At 62.6% G+C, this 18,200-nt stretch carries 19 protein-coding genes and 1 pseudogene; 9 read left to right on the top strand and 11 right to left on the bottom strand.

Annotated features, from left to right (window positions below):
* Window positions 1-497: 497 nt before the first annotated feature.
* Window positions 498-914 carry a hypothetical protein gene (locus GXK59_RS14910; RefSeq protein ID WP_160667933.1) on the bottom strand — a complete coding sequence of 139 codons (417 nt, stop codon included), beginning with the start codon at window positions 912-914 and terminating at the stop codon, window positions 498-500.
* Window positions 915-1,048: 134 nt separating this feature from the next.
* The gene (locus GXK59_RS14905) at window positions 1,049-1,945 is read right to left on the bottom strand and encodes a hypothetical protein (protein ID WP_160667931.1); all 897 of its coding nucleotides are present in this window, start codon (window positions 1,943-1,945) and stop codon (window positions 1,049-1,051) included.
* Window positions 1,946-2,516: 571 nt separating this feature from the next.
* Between GXK59_RS14905 and GXK59_RS14900 the strand changes: the two genes are divergently transcribed.
* Entirely contained in the window at window positions 2,517-3,320 is an 804-nt protein-coding gene (locus GXK59_RS14900; protein WP_160667929.1) for a CPBP family intramembrane glutamic endopeptidase, read from the top strand.
* A 541-nt stretch (window positions 3,321-3,861) separates the two neighbouring features.
* Window positions 3,862-4,557, top strand: a complete 696-nt coding sequence (locus GXK59_RS14895) for a hypothetical protein (protein ID WP_160667928.1) — start codon at window positions 3,862-3,864, stop codon at window positions 4,555-4,557.
* 287 nt (window positions 4,558-4,844) lie between these two features.
* Here the strand turns inward: GXK59_RS14895 and GXK59_RS14890 are convergent, their stop codons facing one another.
* The 3 genes from GXK59_RS14890 to GXK59_RS14880 form a co-directional block, all read right to left on the bottom strand.
* Window positions 4,845-5,000, bottom strand: coding sequence for a hypothetical protein (locus GXK59_RS14890; protein WP_160667926.1), 156 nt, complete (start codon window positions 4,998-5,000; stop codon window positions 4,845-4,847).
* A 176-nt stretch (window positions 5,001-5,176) separates the two neighbouring features.
* The gene (locus GXK59_RS14885; RefSeq protein WP_160667924.1) at window positions 5,177-5,416 is read right to left on the bottom strand and encodes a hypothetical protein; all 240 of its coding nucleotides are present in this window, start codon (window positions 5,414-5,416) and stop codon (window positions 5,177-5,179) included.
* Window positions 5,407-5,619 carry a hypothetical protein gene (locus GXK59_RS14880; RefSeq protein ID WP_160667922.1) on the bottom strand — a complete coding sequence of 71 codons (213 nt, stop codon included), beginning with the start codon at window positions 5,617-5,619 and terminating at the stop codon, window positions 5,407-5,409. Before GXK59_RS14880 ends, GXK59_RS14885 begins: the two co-directional genes overlap by 10 nt.
* Window positions 5,620-5,835: 216 nt before the next feature.
* Between GXK59_RS14880 and GXK59_RS14875 the strand changes: the two genes are divergently transcribed.
* Both GXK59_RS14875 and GXK59_RS14870 read left to right on the top strand, forming a co-directional pair.
* Entirely contained in the window at window positions 5,836-6,261 is a 426-nt protein-coding gene (locus GXK59_RS14875; RefSeq protein ID WP_160667920.1) for a VOC family protein, read from the top strand.
* A gap of 253 nt (window positions 6,262-6,514) precedes the next feature.
* A complete protein-coding gene (locus tag GXK59_RS14870) occupies window positions 6,515-6,946 on the top strand; it encodes a helix-turn-helix domain-containing protein (protein WP_160669200.1) in 432 nt (143 codons plus the stop codon).
* Here GXK59_RS14870 and GXK59_RS14865 read toward each other — a convergent pair.
* From GXK59_RS14865 to GXK59_RS14840, 6 genes and pseudogenes are all read right to left on the bottom strand, one after another.
* A pseudogene (locus GXK59_RS14865) lies at window positions 6,872-7,105 on the bottom strand (3,4-dihydroxy-2-butanone-4-phosphate synthase); the annotation flags it as partial. The gene GXK59_RS14870 and the pseudogene GXK59_RS14865 sit on opposite strands and share 75 nt — an antisense overlap.
* Window positions 7,106-7,846: 741 nt before the next feature.
* Window positions 7,847-8,149 (bottom strand): DUF1330 domain-containing protein, encoded by a 303-nt coding sequence (locus GXK59_RS14860; RefSeq protein ID WP_160667918.1) that lies wholly within the window; start codon window positions 8,147-8,149, stop codon window positions 7,847-7,849.
* 48 nt (window positions 8,150-8,197) lie between these two features.
* The gene (locus GXK59_RS14855) at window positions 8,198-8,539 is read right to left on the bottom strand and encodes a VOC family protein (RefSeq protein WP_160667916.1); all 342 of its coding nucleotides are present in this window, start codon (window positions 8,537-8,539) and stop codon (window positions 8,198-8,200) included.
* An 80-nt stretch (window positions 8,540-8,619) separates the two neighbouring features.
* Complete coding sequence (locus GXK59_RS21050) at window positions 8,620-9,048, bottom strand: EthD family reductase (RefSeq protein WP_202129138.1); 429 nt, start codon at window positions 9,046-9,048, stop codon at window positions 8,620-8,622.
* Between the two features lie 559 nt (window positions 9,049-9,607).
* Complete coding sequence (locus GXK59_RS14845) at window positions 9,608-10,105, bottom strand: riboflavin kinase (RefSeq protein ID WP_160667914.1); 498 nt, start codon at window positions 10,103-10,105, stop codon at window positions 9,608-9,610.
* A complete protein-coding gene (locus tag GXK59_RS14840; RefSeq protein ID WP_160667912.1) occupies window positions 10,102-11,526 on the bottom strand; it encodes an NAD-dependent succinate-semialdehyde dehydrogenase in 1,425 nt (474 codons plus the stop codon). Before GXK59_RS14840 ends, GXK59_RS14845 begins: the two co-directional genes overlap by 4 nt.
* 243 nt (window positions 11,527-11,769) lie before the next feature.
* Here GXK59_RS14840 and GXK59_RS14835 point away from each other — a divergent pair, with 243 nt between their 5' ends.
* The 5 genes from GXK59_RS14835 to GXK59_RS14815 all read left to right on the top strand — a co-directional run bounded on the left by GXK59_RS14835 (window position 11,770) and on the right by GXK59_RS14815 (window position 17,955).
* Complete coding sequence (locus tag GXK59_RS14835; protein WP_160667910.1) at window positions 11,770-12,960, top strand: PucR family transcriptional regulator; 1,191 nt, start codon at window positions 11,770-11,772, stop codon at window positions 12,958-12,960.
* 358 nt (window positions 12,961-13,318) lie between these two features.
* Window positions 13,319-13,738 (top strand): nuclear transport factor 2 family protein, encoded by a 420-nt coding sequence (locus GXK59_RS14830; RefSeq protein WP_160667908.1) that lies wholly within the window; start codon window positions 13,319-13,321, stop codon window positions 13,736-13,738.
* 301 nt (window positions 13,739-14,039) lie between these two features.
* Entirely contained in the window at window positions 14,040-15,713 is a 1,674-nt protein-coding gene (locus GXK59_RS14825) for an amidohydrolase (RefSeq protein ID WP_160667906.1), read from the top strand.
* An 11-nt stretch (window positions 15,714-15,724) separates the two neighbouring features.
* The gene (locus tag GXK59_RS14820) at window positions 15,725-16,258 is read left to right on the top strand and encodes a flavin reductase family protein (RefSeq protein ID WP_202129137.1); all 534 of its coding nucleotides are present in this window, start codon (window positions 15,725-15,727) and stop codon (window positions 16,256-16,258) included.
* Between the two features lie 545 nt (window positions 16,259-16,803).
* Window positions 16,804-17,955 carry an LLM class flavin-dependent oxidoreductase gene (locus tag GXK59_RS14815; RefSeq protein WP_160667905.1) on the top strand — a complete coding sequence of 384 codons (1,152 nt, stop codon included), beginning with the start codon at window positions 16,804-16,806 and terminating at the stop codon, window positions 17,953-17,955.
* The last annotated feature ends 245 nt before the right edge of the window (window positions 17,956-18,200 follow it).

Below are 18,200 nucleotides of genomic sequence, written 5' to 3'. Positions count from 1 at the left end.
GCAACGCTGTGCCCCGGCTGGCCCGGTAATGGGAGAGGGCGTACCCAATGCGACCCCAGCCACACCCACTTCTACGGTACGGACGAACCCGCGTACGGGCGAGTAGGCGGCTGCCAGCCAGGAAGACCGGCGGACCGTTCGACAACTCGTCCAGGTTCCTCCGATACCACGGGGAAGGTTCGCGCAGTCAGATTCTGAAAATGACAAATCCCGACACTCCTGAGAGCCGTTGAAAAGCGGCGCGCCAATCTCAGTAATCGATCAATTGATGAAACAGGCGAGCGGGATCGCCTAGTGCTTCAGGAGCTCTCCGCACGGCAAGGACTAGCGTGGATGACGATCACGGGTCGACTCTGGATCTCGAATGCCAGCTTGGCGGCGAAGGATGTCTTGCCACTGCCATCCACGCCATCGACTGCCACTAAACCGGCGTCCTGGACCGACGGTGCTGTTCTTCATGCAGTCGTTGACAGTAAAGACTGCATTGCAGAATCTGATCAGCCGGTGGGGGTGGGTGTTGTCGGCGCTGGTGGCGGGGGAACGTAGGCGGCCAGCTCTACCGGAAGAGCTGGCCTGTCGCCTGGCCAGGGGCCGTATCGCTCCGCGAGGTCGCGGGGCGACAGTGACAGCACTGGCCCGGGATACTCGGGCCAGCCGAGGGCAGCCGCGGCCGGTTTGAGGTCAACGCTTTTTCCCGCCGCCTTAAACGCGATCGAGACGGAGGTGGTGGGCTTCTTCAACGGAATCGACCAGGCGACGGCGAGGACGTAATCGACCAGTTGGGGAACCAGCTCCGCAGGGTACCCGCCGGTGAGGTTGAGCCCGGTGGTTAACTCGATCTGGTTCGGAAGGCCGACGGGCCCGCTGGTCACGAAGGATTTCTCCACGCCGGGGACATCGCGGAGAGTATTCATCGCAGCGGAGTACGTCCAGGTGGGATCTTCCGGTGGCGCGTCGGAGCGCCACAGACTGCTGCACCCGGAAAGAGCCACCACAACCGCGGTGACCGTTGCGAGGGCGGCGGCACGGCCTGGCCACGGGACCGCTGTCATGCGTTGGATATCGCGGCCCCGAGGGGCCTGCCGGCGCGCCAATAATTGAGGCTCACAGCAATTCCGCCCAGAAGCAGCACCAGTCCGGTCAGCGAGGCGGCCACGACGAACTGCTGACCGTCGAATTCCAGGCCAATCCAGCACACCCCGATCAGCGCCCCGCCGAATCCGGCGAGCCAGAGGTCAAAACGCCAGGTGAAGCACACCCAGCGCCAGAACGCCCCCTTCCTTTCATCCACCTGTGTGTCAGGGTGTCGCCGGAGCCAGGCGAGAAAGTACGCCTTCTTGATGAGGGAGGTGACGATCACCGCGAACAGGCCGCTGGCGACCGCCCCGTAGAAGCCGAGGGCGAGCCACACGGCGGTCGAGTTCTCATCGCGCAGACCGGCCGGCCATCCGCCACCGGCCATGCTGCGCAGTGGAACCAGGATCAGCAGCGCCCAGGCGGCCAGCGGAACGAGGCTCCAAAGGCCGTGCGCCCAGAGCGCGAGCGGCCGGTAGATAGCGAGGACGGACCCGCCGCACAGGCCGCTGGTGGGCAGTCCGTGCATCGTGCCTCGCCGGCGCAGGTATCCGGGGATAAGGAAGCACATGGCCGTCAGCAGCAGAATGCCGGGCCCGCCGATGAGGGCCGAGAGCCCCGACAGCTTGCGTTCGACGAACCCGAACTCCGCCCGATAGGTGACCGTGCGGTTGGCGATACGAGCCAGCGCCTCTGTCTGCAGCGTCGCGGTGCCGACAATGATGACGGCGAGCAGGGCCATCCCGCACAGTGCCAGGGCCGAGCCGATGGCCAGGAGAACGAGCCCCCGCATCGACCGGGCCCGTGGTGCTGCGTCAGGCGCAGCGGGGGCCGGGGCGGCAGGGGGGATGGGTGAAGAAGCGGCGCTCACGCAGCACACTCTCTCTCAGTTCGCATACACGGACCGCAAAAGCAGATTCGTCTGCGGAAGTGCAGCCCAGCCTACGGGGGCCACCGCACTGGCGAAGACCTGGGCTTTGAGGCCTGGCCTCCCGCCCCCGGCGGTGGTCCGAATGGTCCAGTGCGACGAATGCGAGTGCCCCTGGGCCTGTCCGCGATGGAAAAGCGCGAGGCTGCCCCCTGATGCAGGGTCAGTGCCAGCTGGCGGCCGCTCCCGTCAGCTGCCTCGTGGACGGACAAGACGCTAACCCATCCACAACGAAGCAACCAGAGCCCCAAACCCCCGTGAACTATATGACGGACAGCCCGCAGACGACTAGAGATGTCGATCGTTTTAAGACCAGTAACGCGTCCCCGCCCCGGCCCCAATCTGTCTCCGCGCGGAGTCTCTACGCCGGAAGGCGCGTCGGCAACGACTGCGAGAACTGTCCGGGCAATCAGGGCCGACGGCGAACGGAGTTGACCGGTCCTTGCCAGCGGTTACGCACTCGGCCTGCAACCGTTGGGACCAATGGCACTTGGAGGGCCCGAGTGCTCGAGCCATGATGGCGTCACCGAACGCGGGCTGGAGGCCTAATGAACCTGCACACATCGCCGCTTGTGGGGATGGCGGGGGAGTCGAAACGTCCGACGCGCGCCTGAAGGAAGGGCGCCGGTTCTCATCGATCGGTTTCCGCGGCGCGAACCCGGTCGTCAAGCTGGTACTCGGTCTGGTCATCGGTGCTGTGATGATGACATTGGGCGTGCTGATCCCGTGGTCGCTGGGGGAGTACGCGATGAGCATTTCACCGCACACCAACCTGGGAGCGTCCGCGCTTGTTCCGGTCGCGGTGCTGTTGCTCGTGTTTGTGGTGCAGGCTTCCACTGAGGAGGCCGTACTGCGGGGCTACATGCTCCAAGTCGCGGGCCTGCAGATCAACGGTGTCGTCGCGGTCGTTGCCAGCTCGGTGTTCTTCGCGGTGATTCACTTCGACTTCAGGCCGATCGTGTTGGCCAACATTACCCTGTACGCGGTGTTCGCCTGCCTAGTGGCGCTGGGGCAGGGCAACCTATGGTTGATCGCCGGCATCCATGCCGGGTGGAACTTCTTCCAGGGCAACGTCTTTGGCCTGCCTGTCAGCGGCCACGCTGAGGCGAGCAGCCTGTTCGCGTTCGGCCCCGGCCCTGACTCCCACGAAATGCTCACGGGCGGGAACTTCGGTGTTGAGGCGAGCATCATGGGCACGGGCATCCTCGCGACCGCCACCGTGATCGCCTTCCTCTACTACCACCGTCAGGAAAAACTGCGACGGCCGCCAGGAAGTCTCGCGGCGCGTCAGCCGGCCGAGCCGCACCCAGGATCGTGATCGGATTTCTGGTCCCGACTCCCCACACAACACGGACCACGAGGAAGACGAAACCCGCAGACCGAATCGCTGTGCTCACCCTGGTTTCGAGATGAGCGGACGTCCGGTAAGGGAACCTTGAATGGGACGGTGGCAGGTGAGAGCGTCACCTTCCTAGGCCCCGCTGCGCGGACGGGTTAGGGTGGCGGAAACAGCCGATTGGATTGGGGACCAATGAATTTCTGGCGTTCGATGCTGAACCCGCCGCAACCGGTGAAGGGCTGCCTTTCCGCCTACCCCGCCAGGGCTGTGGCCTTCGGCGCTCTTTGGCGGTGGTTTTTGTCGTTAGTTGCCGATGCCGCGGTGGCTTCCGACGAGCGTTTGTCTCCACCATCGCCCAATTACGGCGTAGTAGGCTCAGGGCATGTCAGCTCATTGGGGGATGCAGACTCATCGCGGAAGAGTAGTGCTTGTTTTGGCCGGACTCGTCCTTCCGCTGGCGGGTTGTACGTACAGCGGCCCGCCTGAGCGGCCAGCCAGCTCATCGCTTGGAGGGGCCACGGTGCCGCCCCGATCATTTGAGGAAAACGTTGACGAAGTGGCCCGTTTGTTGGGTGCATCCAAACCCGACGCTGGCATGCCTACGGAAGCAGAGCCTGCCGGGAAACTGGCCACTGTACTTGTTCCCGGGGACTATGTCGTCAAGGCCGCCTGTGCCGGCGGCTACTTCGCCAAGCTGGCGATCGTTGAGGGCGATGGGCTTCCGCTGTCAACAGACGTTGACTGCGACGCCATCTTCCAGCGATTCCTAAGACACGCGGGCGGTCCCATCACCATCAGCGCGACCCCATCGACCGGCAAGCCCGCAGCCGCCGGGGTTACCATAGGGCCCAACACTGACCCCAGGCCTGCAGCGCAAGAGGACATGGCCGAATGGTCATCAAAGCAACTGAAACCCGCAGTGCCGGGAGAGTTGTTTGGCTCCGCTGTTTCGGATTCGCCCACCAGCTTCGGAATGTCTGCCAAACCCGGCACTTACGAATTGCAGTTCTTGTGTGAGGGACCCTCCGGGACCGAACTGTCGGTGGCCAGCTGGTCCGGCGCCGAAGTCGTCGCCCCGGTGCAGGTCCATTGCAATGGGGACATCTTCAAAAGGACAGTACAGCTGGAAGCAGGCACCGACAGAGTAGATTTCAAGATGGACCCCGGCGGTGGCCGGGAGACCCGCTACGCCTTCAGGCTTGTTTCGCCTACGTAGCATCCGGCACTTTGGCTCATTTCAGCCGATGAAACGGCTCGATTTTCGACCAGCGCCGACACGATCCTCGCGACAAAGTCAAAGCTGCGGACGCCTCAGACCGATGCTTCACAGTCAGTATTCGAGCTGGCACCTGAGCCCATTCACCAACGACCCTTGGTGCGTGAGCATCTACAAGGCGCCAGGAGTCCCGGCGATACCCGAGGGACCGGACGGCATGTTCATCCTGCCCGCCTTGGACCCAAAAGCGTCCCGGCGAAGGATCGGCTTACGGGCGCTGGGGTGTGTTAGCGCCGGGTCGTGAACTGGACCTGGCTGCGCTTGAGCTCAGTGCGTGGAAGCACTGCGGTCACGACGCCGCCGCCTGCCAGTTGGGCTCCGATGCCGTACACGAACGGGTCCGTATCGACCTCCGCGCCGGGCACATCGATTCCTTTGCCCAAGCAATGCCCCTCCGATGCGGTGCGCGCCGAGAGCACGGCGGCTGCGGTGTCGTGGGCGTTCGGGGCCCCTTTGCGGTGACTTGCGCCTGATGGAGGCGGAACAATCAACGACGTGCTTTGAACGATCCCTTACCGGATACTTCGGCAGCCATACGGTGCTGCGACCGTGGCATTTCTCAGCCCGAAAGGTGGGCGCGGATACGCACGACGGCAGCTTCCGGATCAGCGCACGAGACAAGCAACCAGGTGCCGGCGCCCTGAATCCGGACGGTCGGGCCGCCCACCAGATAGCCGGTCCCCCCGCCGGGGAGTACCCGTAGGCCCATTCCCTCACGGATCCCGGTGGACGGGCCGGTGGAGACCACCGTTATCTCCTTGTAGGCGATCTTGGTGGAAAATAGGCCCGCTACCCGCACGGACAGGCCGGCTCCTCGAGGCGGATCCGCGCGTTCATCCGCAGCACCGGCACGAAAACTAATGCGATCACCAGCCCCAGCCAGGGCTGGCCCGTCACCGACAGAACGATGACGGCTACGAAACCTACGCCTGTAAGCACCGTCTGGTACCGCGTCGGCACGCCGGTCCGCAGCTCCGCGCGTGCGTTTTCTCCCCGCCTCATCCGGGCAGTCTTCCGGGTCTACTTCGTGCCGGCAACTTCACACGGGTCGCGTGACACCTTGCGCCAAAAGATGAGCCCCACAAAGCGTCTGACTTTCTTGGCCTGCTTCTTCGCGTGTGTACCGGGGCTATGGAGGCTGTGCAGGATCGCCGGTCACCGACATGCGGCCGCAGGCCGATGGCATAGTTGTTGCATCCGAAACTGAAGGCGGCCCCCATGTCCTATCCATTCCAGGTGACCTTCGACTGCCACGACATCGAGACAATGACCCGGTTTTGGGCGGTGGCCCTCAGCTACAGCCTCCAGGAACCGCCCGATGGATTTTCGAGCTGGGCGGAATTTGCCATGCACCAAAGCATCCCGGAGGAGCTGTGGCGTGGCGCTGTCATTGACCCGGCCGGCAAAGGTCCCCGCCTGTTCTTCCAGCCGGTTCCCGAAGGAAAAACGGCGAAGAACCGCGTACATCTGGACATCAATGTCAGCGAGAGCGCCGAGTCGAAGGAGGACGGACGCCGCTTGGCCCTGGCGCACGCCGATCGCTGCGTGGACGCCGGAGCCACGCGCGCCACGGTGTTCGACGGCGACGATGGCTGGCACATTTCCATGCTCGACCCGGAAGGGAACGAATTCTGCATCCAGTGACAGGACAGGCGATATTCGCCCCCAGGAAGCATCGCACCACCGGCGGTTCCCGTTCTCACAAACGATCGATTAATGAGACAGGCTGTCGTTTTTCGAAGTCGTCTGCACTGGCATCCGTGGTAGCCCGGGGGTTGTGCAGGCGGGTTTGAACACGCGTCTGTTCAAACCCGCCTGCACAACAGGCGTTCTGTCTCAAAGCCGCCTGCACTACCTTTAACTATGGCTTTGAGGCGCCGACACCGTCGTTGCCGGCATGACTGACGAGGAACCGCGGATCGTTGAGCGGGGCCCGCTGGCCATGTCCGATTCGGAGTGGGATGAGGCAGTGCGACGGGCTGCGGTGATTGCTCCCTTGGCTGCGTTGGATGTTGTCGGGCAGGGGGCAGTCAACGATGCTGCTGCGCTGCTGGCTGTGTCGCGTCGGCAGGTTTACGGGCTGATCACCCGGTACAGGCGCGGCACCGGCAGAGTCACGGATCTGGTTCCTGGCCGATCGGGCGGCGGCCGCGGAGGCGGCCGGCTGACGCCACCGGTGGAAGCGGTGATCGACGGGCTGATCCGCAAACGCTATCTGAAGCGGCAGAAGCTTTCCCTGGCGGTGGTTCGCCCCATTGACCTCGACCATGGGCGGCAGGGCCAGGGCATCCGCCCGCGCACCGCTCATCGCCACGCACACAACTCCTGAGCTTTAACGGATGGTCCAGCCCATGAGGGCAGGCGTGGCGAACTGGGCTGCGAAGATGATGTCGCCCTCGTTTTCGCGGTTCGCATTGTCGACCACCAGCACCGGTCTGCCGGCGGCAATGGCGGCGACAGCGTCTGCCACCAGGTCCAGGGAGGTCACTGGGTCACCGTCTGTTCCGTTGCTCGTTCCACAGCTTGCCCGTCCTCTGTCCTGGTTGGCCGATGGGCACCGGCCAACGAAATCCGTACATCAATAAGAGCGTGTCATCAGATCATTGCGTCTTCCCCGGGTGGGGAACGTTGAGGCCGGGGCGGATCAGACGAGACTGGCCGTGTGCGCCAGGATTTCGCGATCGGCTTGGTGATTATTCCCCGTACATGAGGTTCGTCAGGAAGCGCCCCAGCGTCCCGAGCTCGTCGCGTCTCGCTTCTGCGGGGGGATCGGCCTCCCAGTAGAGGCCCTCCCAGGGCGAGGACGCAAACCGTCCGGCCGCGTCATTCCGGGAATTTGCGGCCGATTGCACCGGGGCCGTCGTGGCAGGGGCCGTCACAGGGCGGGAGGTGGTTGTTCTTGACACAAAACAATTTGGAATCGGCGGTACCGTACGGTCAAAAATCGTCATGACTGTCTTCCTCCCAGGAAAAATTCTCGTGCCGTGAGGGTGCCCCGGTGGTCAGCTTACGGCTCGTCTTGAACCACTCGGGTAGCTCATGAAAATCAATATCGACCTCGCTCGTGAACTGGCCTGATCAGGCGAAGGGGAAATTTTTGAGTTGAAGGGAAACGGCTAGGGGTTGCTAGTTTCAGGTCATGGTTGCAGTTCACTTCCCGAACCGGTGGGGCTTCAACCAATTTTGCGGACTACGCCGCCGTGTGGCTGATGCGGGCCGGCTGGGAGGGTCAGGCCTCGCTGAGACCTTTGACAGTCGTCATGAACCTGGTGTCGGCGGCAGCGTGCCGCAAAGGCAGCACGCGCTGGTATTCGGGCGAATTATACCACTGCCGCGCCTGTTCGGACGACTGAAAGCGCAGCATCACGATGCGTCCCGAGGGAGCGACCCCCTCGATCGTATCCAGCTCATCGGAGGCGGCGAGCACCTCCACGTTGTACTTGGCAAAGCTCGCGGCCACATTGGCCACGTAGTCGCCGAACTTCTCTTCGTCGTTGACATCAAGGGCAACCACAACAAAAGCAGACATCATGCACCTTTCGATATTGGAACTTCTGGATCGGAGGAGGAGCCGAGGCGCTTATTTCGGCCCATAGACGATCAGGGTGTTTCCCCACGGATCGGATACGACGGCCCGCAGTTCGTGGGGTCCTGCGGCCGGGGGCTGCACCACCGATCCACCGGCTGCCTCAATCGCATCCAGGGCCGTCTGCACGTCGTCCACTTTGAACGAGGCAGCGACGGCCCCGTCGGTCAGGTCTTCTTCCGGGCCGGCGAGGGCCAGGGTTGTGCCGCCGGCATCCAAGGCTGCGTAGCGCTGTCCGTCCACGAACTTAGGTTTCAGGTCGAATGCGGACGTGTAAAAGGCCAGCGCCTTTTCCAAATCGGTGACGGGGTAATGAATATTGCCAAGGCGAGACACCTTAACTCCAATCTCTCGTAATTGTGAATCCCTTACCGCTCATGTGCGTTCGATTCGCGGTATTAAACGGTCAGTGGTTTTCAAACTCCTGCCCGGCCTTCGGTGTCTCCGGCGGTGCTCCTGTTGCCGGCGGGCACCGGACTGTGCTGGGCAAACGCACATCCCGTGCCCGCCGGTGCGAGCCGAACGCTGCGCGTGTCGTGCCGGCTGCCGGGACGACTCCTCGCGGGGTACACGCAGCAGTTGAAATTCGGACCGTGCAAAATTCTGCACGTCCTCTGCTGCGGCCTGCCCGTCCGGTGAGCCGAAGGATTTTCCGCTTCTGCTGCAGATTGAAACGTCATGCGTGCAACGAGGTAGGTCTCGGACCCCTCATCCTCGACCTTGCCCCAGGCAAATTCCTCTAGCAGCGGCATTTTTTCGACCAGGGGCACATGCACGTGTTCGTAATGACTGTCGAAGGCAGCCGCGTCGCTGGGGGTTCGGTAAGTGGCAAATACGTCGTACACACGTTTTCCTTTCAGGACCTACCGGCCGGATTCGGCGCGAGTTGCATCGGCGCGTTTCCTGGCCCAGATTTCGTATTAACTTGCTGCGATCAGCTTGCGCAGCCCGGTTTCCTGCTCGAAGATCCATAAGACGTTCAGGGCTGGCACTGCCTCCTCTGCAACTCCGCGGTGATGCATTCTTCCGCCGCAGCGGCCTCGATCAAGTCACCGGGGTCGACCTGGCTGACGTCGAAAACCCGTATGGGTGTGGTGAGGCTCGTGTTCATGGTTCGTCTTTCGTTCGAACTTGTTACCACAGAAGCGGCGGTGGGGGTGCTCTTTGGGATGGCCTGCGGGCACAGGCTGGAAAGTTTTTCCCAGGGAGCTGCCTGGTGTGGCTCTGGCCGGGGCGGCTAACCTTGTGCCGTGCGCACGGCAAGGCAGCGGCGGACAAGTCTCTTGCTCACCCCGGCCATCCGGGCCAATGAGGCCAGGTCTGTGGTCTGTCTTCCGGCCCGGCGCTCGGCTTCCAGCACAGAGGCCACGCGCTGCAGGGCCCATCCCGGGACGCGTTGCCCGCTCACGGGAGGATTCCCCGGCTGCCCGGCTTCGTGGGTGCCTGGCACGAGTGATACTGCTCGGCAGCCCACGCACGCGTTGCCCCCACGTCCCGTCGAAGCTGCGCTGTGAGGTCTTCAACCGATGCGAAGCTGCGCTGGGTGCGGAGTTTCGCATGCAGCGCGACCCGCAGCGTCTGGCCGTAGATGTCCCGATCGAAATCCAGAAGATGGGCCTCGAGCAGGCGTTCACCGCCTCCGGCGTAGAAGGTCCTGCGCCGGCCGATCGATACTGCGGCGATCAGGGATTCGTCAGGGGCAACTTCCGCAACGGCTGCCCACACTCCGTCAAGGACCTGCATGTCATGCAGCGAAAGGTTGGCCGTGGGGAATCCCAGCTGCCTTCCTCTCGCGTCGCCGTGCTCGACGATGCCTTCTACGATCACCACGGTTCCATCGGCCGGGACGGCGGCTGGGATTCGCCTGGCCGCGGCGGACTCGATCAAAGGTTGAACGCTCATCGGTGTTCCTCTCCGGGCCGCCGGGTCAGCGGCTTGACCCGGACCAGCTTCTTGTTGACGAATTCGTCCATGCCGTACTTGCCCAGCTCGCGTCCGAATCCGGATCGCTTGACCCCGCCGAAGGGCAGCTCGGCGGCCGTCCCGGAGGGCTCGTTAATGTAGACCATGCCGGTGTCGAGCCGGTCGGCGATCCGCCGGGCGCGTTCCTCGTCGTCGCACTCCACGGCGGCGCTGAGCCCGTAATCGGTGTCGTTGGCCAGGGTAACGGCCTCGTCCTCGTTCGCGACCTTGTAGATCACCGCAGCGGGGCCGAACAGTTCTTCAGAATAGGCCCGCATGCCCCGGGTGACGCCGGTGAGTACGGTCGGTGCGTACCAGGCACCGTCGCGCTCGAGCCGCTTGCCGCCGACGAGAACGGTGGCCCCCTGGACGACCGCGTCCTCGATTTGCGCGGCGAGGTTCTCCACTGCCTGGGGTGATGAGAGAGGCCCCATGTAGGTTCCGGAATCGGTAGGATCTCCCGGTTCGATGGCCTTGACCTGAGCGGTAAATTTCTCCACGAAGGCATCGTAGTGCTCTTCGGTAACGATGATTCGCTTGGCCGCGTTGCAGGCCTGTCCGGCGTTGAAGAAGCGGCCCATGGAAGCATCCTTCACGGCCCTGTCCAGGTCGACCGGGCCGAGCACCAGGAACGGGTCGGAGCCTCCCAGCTCGAGAACCACCTTCTTGAGGTTCCGGCCGGCGATCTCGGCCACGGCGGTGCCGGCGCGTTCGGAACCGGTCAGGGAAACACCCTGCACCCGCGGGTCGGCAATGATGTCGGCCACCTGGTTGTTGGAGGCGAAGAGGTTGATGTAGGAGCCGGCGGGCAGACCCGCGTCGGCGAAGATCTGCTCCATGGCCAGAGCCGACTCGGGGCACTGCGGGGCCGGCTTGAGCAGGATCGTGTTGCCCAGCGCCAGATTCGGTGCCGAGAAGCGGGCGACCTGGTAGTACGGGAAGTTCCACGGCATGATACCCAACAAGGGGCCCACGGCCTCCTTACGGATGACTGCGGTGCCGCCGGCTACGACGTCGAGCACTTCGTCCTGCAGGAGCCCGGGAGCCTTGTCCGCATAGAAGCGGTAGATGGTGGTTACGAGGTCCACCTCGATGAGAGCCTGGGAGATCGGCTTGCCCATTTCCCGGGTGACCATCGTGGCAAGCTCGTTCCGGCGCTCTTCGTAGAGGTTGGCAACCCGGCGCAGCATCGCCGTCCGGTCCTCTATTTGGCTGTAGCGCCAGGAGGTGAATGCGGCGTGGCTGCGGGCCAGCGCGTCAGCGATCTCTACATCTGAAGCCGGTCTGAATTCCTTCTCGACCTTCCCGGTGGCCGGGTTGAAGACGGCGTACTCGCTGGTGGCGGTCTGTGCAGTGCTCATATGATTTCCCTCTCTACGGGCGTGCAGTGTACAAGGAGCTGGGTGCGGGGAGATGGCCGGGCCGGACTGCCCTTCGCGGTTGCGGGAGGGTTCCGGCCTGCGCAGATCCCTGCCGTCCGCCTCAGCGTTTGGGTGTTCCGGTGGTGATCTGTGAGCTGCATCTCAATCAAGTATTGTTGACGGACTGGCTCCGTCACCAGATGCGTTTGCCACCGACTTTCGCTTGATTAGAGCGCTTGGAGTATGCAGTTGCACAACATTGTCTATATCCCGGAGAGCATGCAAGGCAGGTGGGCCGAGCTCGTGGAACAGGCCCGTGCTGACATCGGAGCCCTGGCCGACAGATTCATCCAATGCGTCGAGCAGCTTGACACGTATCGGGACGGCGCCGTGTCGATGGATCAGGTCAGGCTGGACGCCCTGTCTTCGTTCGGCTTCCTCCTGGGCCAGATAGCAGGCAACGACGAGTTCAAATCGGACGTCATCTGGACGGCACGGTGGCTCGGCCGGGAGCGGGCACGGATCGGGATACCTCTGAATGACCTGCTGGCAGCGGTGCGCCTCGACTTTAAGGTTCTGTGGGAGGCGTTCCGCTCCTACGCAGGCCCGGCCGACAGGGAGCTTCTCGTGGCCGGGGTGGAAAAAATCTGGGCGGCCATCGAACGGTATTCCATCGAGGTCCAGAACGGGTACATCGAAGAATCGTCCCAAATGGCCGATAAGCGGCTCAGCGAACGGGCCCGGCTCATGACGGCCATCCTGAACAGCGACGTCCCTGCCGAAGAAGACCTCGAGAACCTGGCCAGCGCGCTCGGGGTGGACACAGCCGGAAACTTCATCGTGGTCGCTACCACTGTGCAGTGGGACCGCGATCTCCGCAAAGCGGCGGACCGGCTCACCGCATCCGGTCATATTGCCCACACCCACTCCACGGGGCACTACAGCCTGCTCGTCTCGGACTGGAAGGGCGAAGACACGCAGCCAATCAGGAAACTGCTCTCCGGCTCGGTCTGCGGACTAGCTCCGGTAATCCACGGGTTTTCGAGCCTGGCCCGGGCTTGTCGTCTTGCCATCGAAATCGTTGAACTGAACGCTGCCGGGGCACACGGCCCCGCCGAACTCAAGGATCTCTGGCTGCCGTTCCTGGCATCCAGGCTGCGCGATGCCGCGCCCGAGCTGGTGCAGTCCGTGCTGGCCGGATTCGACACAATATCGGAGGCCGAACAGCAACGCCTGACCGAAGTGGCCTGGGCGTTCGCACGCTCGGGGTCGATCGCCAAGACAGCCGCACAGATGTACTGCCACCGCAACACTGTCCTGAACCGACTTCGCCGGCTCGAGGAACTCACCGGGCACGACATCACCGTTCCGGCCGACGCCGCGCTCCTCCTGCTGGCCTTTCTCACGTCCAGACCCGAGGCCATCAGCAACTGAATTTTGCCGCCCTCTGGGAAACAATTCCGGGCGGGTGCTGCCCCCTCCTGGCTTCCTGTCCCGGCCCGGTGGCCGCCAGGCACCTGCTGTGCTCCCTGATGCCAGCTGCCGAACGTGCAGGGACTTCCTCCCGCTATCCGGGCCGACGCATTTCTCATGGCCAGCTTTGTGCAAATGCATACGGGCGGCCCTGAATCACAGCGAGATCCGGTGGCAAACGCATCTAGCGGCCGGGTAGGGCGGTCAACAATACTTTTAGATGTGAGATGCCGATCACACCTCATCTGGATTTGCTGGATTCTTCTCAAGATCGGTTTTCTGATCACAATCACCCTCAGCCAAAAACCGGAGGCTTTCCTTGAGCGATAAGCAGGACGTCGAAGTCCTTTACAAAAAGTGGTGCAGCGCCTTCCAGTCCGTGGACGCACCGCGTATGAAAAGCCTGTTCGACCAGTCTTTCGACGGGTTGATTTACCAGCCGGAGGAAATTGCCGACCCCATGTTCAACTGGGACGTGATTGACAAGTACTGGGATGCCATCCCTAGCATCGTCGAATCAATTCCCGAATGGCGTGAACTGACCAGCCAGGTGAGTGTCGACGGCAACTCCGCGACCGTCTACCTGAAGCTGCAGACCCACATCGAGCTCATTGGGGCCAAAAAGCCCCTGATCGGAGAGCTGCGCGTAACGCTCGGCGCCCACAAGGTCGACAACGAGTGGAAGCTCATCAAGGTGCACGAGTCACGCCACGTTGATTTGTCCGACCTGTTCGAGTAACCGGCAGCTCCTCCGGCTGCCGCCAATACCAAGAAAACGGAGATTCACAATATGAAATTCGGAATCATTACCGAAGCCCAGGTCCAAAAGGGAACGACCCACGCCGTCCGCTACGACGAAAACATCACCCACGCGATTCTGGGTCGGGCGCGCACCGCAAGTTAGCCGCCGGCAAGCATGCGTGTCCCGCATTCCAGCCTCCCACCTTGGGCGGATAGTGCAGACGACGGCTCCTGCAACAGCCCTAGCCCGGAACCCAGCCGTCTGTACTGCGACAACACGAGAATTGAGATGCAAACCAATGGACGTCGACCTGTTAGTCCACAACGCCGACATCATCACCATGGACGACTTTTACCCGCGGGCCACCTCCTTCGCGGTACTGCACGGCAAGGTAGTCGCCGTTGACGACACCTTCGGCCTGAATGCCAAGCGCATCCTCGATGCGCATGGGGCAACCATCGTCCCGGGGCTCGGGGACAGCCATAACCACATGGCCTGGTACGGTCTGGGTCTGTCGGAAATAGACCTCTCGAAGGTTCGGGACCTTGGCCACCTGTACGCGCTGGTCGCCGCCCGTGCCGCCGAGCTAGGGCCGGGCGAATTCGTTATCGGCAACGGCTACTACCACGCCAAAACCGGCGGGCATCCAAAGCGGGAGGAGCTGGACCGGGCGGCCGGCGGCAGGCCGGTCTGGCTGAAGCATGGATCCGGGCACATAGCCGCCGTGAACACCGCGGTCCTGGAGATGGCCGGCGTCCTCGACGGCACCGCGGTCGTCCCCGACGGGGGAGTGGTCGAACTCGACGATGCCGGGGTACCTACCGGCATCCTCGAGGAGCAGGCGCAAAAGCTGGTCGTGGACCTGGTAACTCCCTATTCCCTGGACCACCTGAGTAACTCTCTTGAACGTGCCGCCGCCCAGTACGCCTCCGAGGGGCTGACCCATGTGACGGAAGCCGGCATAGGCGGAGGCTGGATCGGGAAAACGCCGATCGAACTCGCCGCCTACCAGCGGGTCCGGGACCGCGGGGGACTGCGTGTCCGCGCACAGCTGATGCCCACCGTTGACGCACTGCATCCCCTGACGTCCCATCCGGACGACGGCGTCGGCTTCGGCCTGGACCTGGGAATCACCAGTGGGTTCGGAGACGACCTTCTACGGATCGGACCGATGAAAGTCTGGCTGGACGGAGGCCTGGCCAGCCGAACCGCGCATGTCTACGAGCAGTTCTGCGACCAACACAGCCACGGGTACTTCCAGGACGACCCGGAAGTCCTCAGGACGCAGGTGCTGGACGCACACCGTTCCGGCTGGAGGATCGCCGCCCACGCCATCGGTGACCGCACCATCGACTTCGCCCTCGACGTCTTCGAAGAGGCACAGAGGCGCTGGCCGCGGCCGGAAGTGCGGCACCGCTTCGAGCACGCTGGCATCACCACGCCGGAACAAATCGTACGCATGGCCGAACTCGGCATCACACCCGTGCCGCAGGGCCACTTCATCCACGATCTGGGTGACACCATGGCCGCCGCACTCGGTCCAGGACGCCGCGACTCGCTGTACCGGGTCGCCAGCTTCCTCAAGGCCGGACTTCGCGTCCCGGGCAGTTCTGACCGCCCCGTCGCCTACGGCGCGCCCTTGGCCGGAATCCAGTCCATGGTTGAACGACTCACGGAAATGGGCCTCTGCCTCGGCCCTGAGGAGCGGGTCGATGCGCAAACCGCGCTCCGGTCATACACCGTCGACTCGGCGTGGATCGCCGGAGAGGAAAACGAGCGGGGCAGGATGCGGCCGGGCATGGCCGCGGACTTCGTTCTGCTCGGTGACGACATCACGAAGGTCGCGCCGGAACGGATTTCCCAGACCCAGGTTGTCGCTACATTCCTCGGCGGAGAGTGCACCCATGGCAGCACCGCCCTGCATTGGCAGGCTCCGAGCACATCCACCGTCCAATATTCCATCAGTAACTGAAAGGAGCAAAGGTGCCCAATCACACCTCGACCACCGTCCCCGGGCGGCAGGAGCCAGCAGGTATCGAATTGGAGGAACTGCAGGCGGTCTTCAGGAACGCCATGGCCAGTGTCGCCACCCCGGTCTCTGTGGTGACCGCACTCAAGGACGGAAAAGCCCACGGCACTACTGTGAGTGCGTTCGCTTCACTCTCGATGAATCCGCCCATGGTCATGGTCGCCCTCGACCGAAGTTCCGACCTGCTAAGTATCCTCCGGGAGACCGGCGCGTATGGGGTGAATCTCCTCGGGCACGAACATTCCGAGTGGGCCAGCGCCTTCGCCAAGAAGGGCAGCGACAAGTTCAGCGGGATCCCCTGGGCAGTCGACACCGGACTGCCCAGGCTGCCAGGCACCTCCTGGATGGCGTGCTCGGTAGAGTCCCTGGTCGACGGCGGTGACCACATAATTGCGCTCGGATCCGTCCTGAAAGTCGATCTCGGCGACGACAAGCCGCTGACCTACTGCCAGAGGACCTTCGGCACTCATGCGCCGATTCCAGGGTGACCGTCCGGCAATCCCCCAATCTCCGGGTGTGCGGTGAGGAACTATTTTCCGTTCCCACAGAAGCACAGGCAAGACGGGCAGCGGGTTAGGGGTCGCAACGAATCCAGCATCTGCTTCGGCTACCTCGGTGACGTGGGGACCGCAAGCTGAGGAGCAGGTCACAGTTGTGGCGATACTGGTTCAGATGTCCGTACGCATAGCAGGGACAGCATAGGCTGGCACCCCCCTTGCCTCACCACAACTTCACCCTGCCGGCGTGGTCCCGCCCCTACAGCCTGAATTTGTGCGTCTGGATATCAGCGGCAGGCGCATCTAGCGACCGGTGAGGGGCCATTGACACGTAATACCCAATTTTTGAATGTATCGATTTCTCTTCAATCCACTTCTGATATAAAAAACCGCTGGCCGAACCATGATGCGGATATACGCCAGTGGAAGCCATGCAAAACAAAGACTCGGATCACCGGGAATGTAGTCGCGATCTAGTCCAAGCCCTACTCGGATTGAGCTCGTTCGCGAAATATCACACAGAAGGAAAGGTCAAAATGAAGTTCGGAATTCTTAACGAGGCCCAAGTTGCGAAAGGGTCGACGCATGCCGTTCGAATCCAAGAGGTTATCGATGAAGCGGTGCACGCCGATAAGCTCGGCTTCGATTATTGGGGTACCTCTGAACAGCACCTGGTGCCGAGTTCGTGGACCGTTTCGTCCCCGCAGGCGATCTATGGTGCGGTGGCGGCGCTGACAAAGCGAATCAAGCTCCGAACAATGTCGATTGTGACGCTTAAGGAGCTGGGTCACCCCATTCTCAATGCGGAGCGGCTCGCGACCTTGGATGCCATTTCTCAGGGCAGGGTCGAGTTCGGCAGCGCCCGCTCCAATAACGCTGCCTACCAAACGGCTTTCGGCATTGACCCAACAAGGACACGGCAGGAATGGCTCGAGACGGTCGAAGCAACGCTGCGCGCGATGCAAGAAAACCCTTTTGCCTTCCAGGGCGAGATCTATAAGATCGATGAACCGTTCTACGTGTCACCCCGCCCGTACTCCATGGTGCCGCCGCCGGTTTGGGCTGCGGCTTCCAGTGCCGAATCCCACAAAATGACAGGCGAGCTCGGCATCGGAGTGATGACGCTCGAAAGCTTCTTGGGCTGGGACTACGCCAAAGACTGCGTCGAGGCGCACATCGAAGGCTTCAAGAGCGCCGCTCCCATCGGGGGCTTGTACCCGCCGAACCCCGGACGAGCATTCCTGACGTTCCCGGCCCATGTCGCGGAAACTCATGACCGAGCGATCGACGAGGCGAGGGAAACAACGCTGGGCTTGGTTGCCCACCTCGCTGACCTGTACACGACGGTGGCGAAGACCGAAAAGGAGAAGGGCGGGGATTCGTACGCATACCTGTTGGATCTGGCGGATAAAATTTCGCATTTCACGAACGACATCGAAGGCCTGATTGAGCACTCGCCAACTGCCATGATCGGCACCCCGGACGAGGTGATCGAGCGTATCCAGCGACTCGAGAAGATGGGCTTCAACGAGATCATCCTCAAGATCGACAACTACGGTCATCGGACCAACCTCCGCAGTATGGAAATGTTTGCGAAGTACGTGATTCCGGGTGTGAAGCATCCCTCGCTCATCCCGGACAATGACTACGAGCAGCGCGGTGTAGCGGCCAAGCCATACCTCATCTGAGCTGGATAACTTAACTTTCTCCTACAACTGATATGTAGTTGTTCCTTGTCAAGAGGGCAAGGGTGAGCGGTCCAAGACTGGATGTCTTGGACCGCTCACCTGTGTTCGTTCCCTGCCTGGTCCGGCCGGCCGGCGCGTCATGATCGACGGCGCTGTCAGACTGATATGCGCGGGTTGGCTACCGCAGGACGAGGTGTTCGGCTGGAGGGGTGCCGCTGGTCTAGCAATGTCGGGCGTCACCGGGG

This window comes from Pseudarthrobacter sp. ATCC 49987, from assembly GCF_009928425.1.
In the GTDB taxonomy this organism is placed as follows: Bacteria; Actinomycetota; Actinomycetes; order Actinomycetales; family Micrococcaceae; genus Arthrobacter.
Note: the sequence above shows the minus strand (reverse complement) of the source record. Positions and strands in the feature narration are given on the sequence as shown.

Coding starts and splice junctions, on each gene's coding strand:
- GXK59_RS14815 (WP_160667905.1), top strand. CDS start 16,804: ATGAAGTTCGGAATTCTTAACGAGGCCCAAGTTGCGAAAGGGTCGACG.
- GXK59_RS14910 (WP_160667933.1), bottom strand. CDS start 914: ATGAATACTCTCCGCGATGTCCCCGGCGTGGAGAAATCCTTCGTGACC.
- GXK59_RS14860 (WP_160667918.1), bottom strand. CDS start 8,149: ATGATGTCTGCTTTTGTTGTGGTTGCCCTTGATGTCAACGACGAAGAG.
- GXK59_RS14900 (WP_160667929.1), top strand. CDS start 2,517: ATGATGGCGTCACCGAACGCGGGCTGGAGGCCTAATGAACCTGCACAC.
- GXK59_RS14875 (WP_160667920.1), top strand. CDS start 5,836: ATGTCCTATCCATTCCAGGTGACCTTCGACTGCCACGACATCGAGACA.
- GXK59_RS14835 (WP_160667910.1), top strand. CDS start 11,770: ATGCAGTTGCACAACATTGTCTATATCCCGGAGAGCATGCAAGGCAGG.
- GXK59_RS14840 (WP_160667912.1), bottom strand. CDS start 11,526: ATGAGCACTGCACAGACCGCCACCAGCGAGTACGCCGTCTTCAACCCG.
- GXK59_RS14880 (WP_160667922.1), bottom strand. CDS start 5,619: ATGAGGCGGGGAGAAAACGCACGCGCGGAGCTGCGGACCGGCGTGCCG.
- GXK59_RS14870 (WP_160669200.1), top strand. CDS start 6,515: ATGACTGACGAGGAACCGCGGATCGTTGAGCGGGGCCCGCTGGCCATG.
- GXK59_RS14845 (WP_160667914.1), bottom strand. CDS start 10,105: ATGAGCGTTCAACCTTTGATCGAGTCCGCCGCGGCCAGGCGAATCCCA.
- GXK59_RS14825 (WP_160667906.1), top strand. CDS start 14,040: ATGGACGTCGACCTGTTAGTCCACAACGCCGACATCATCACCATGGAC.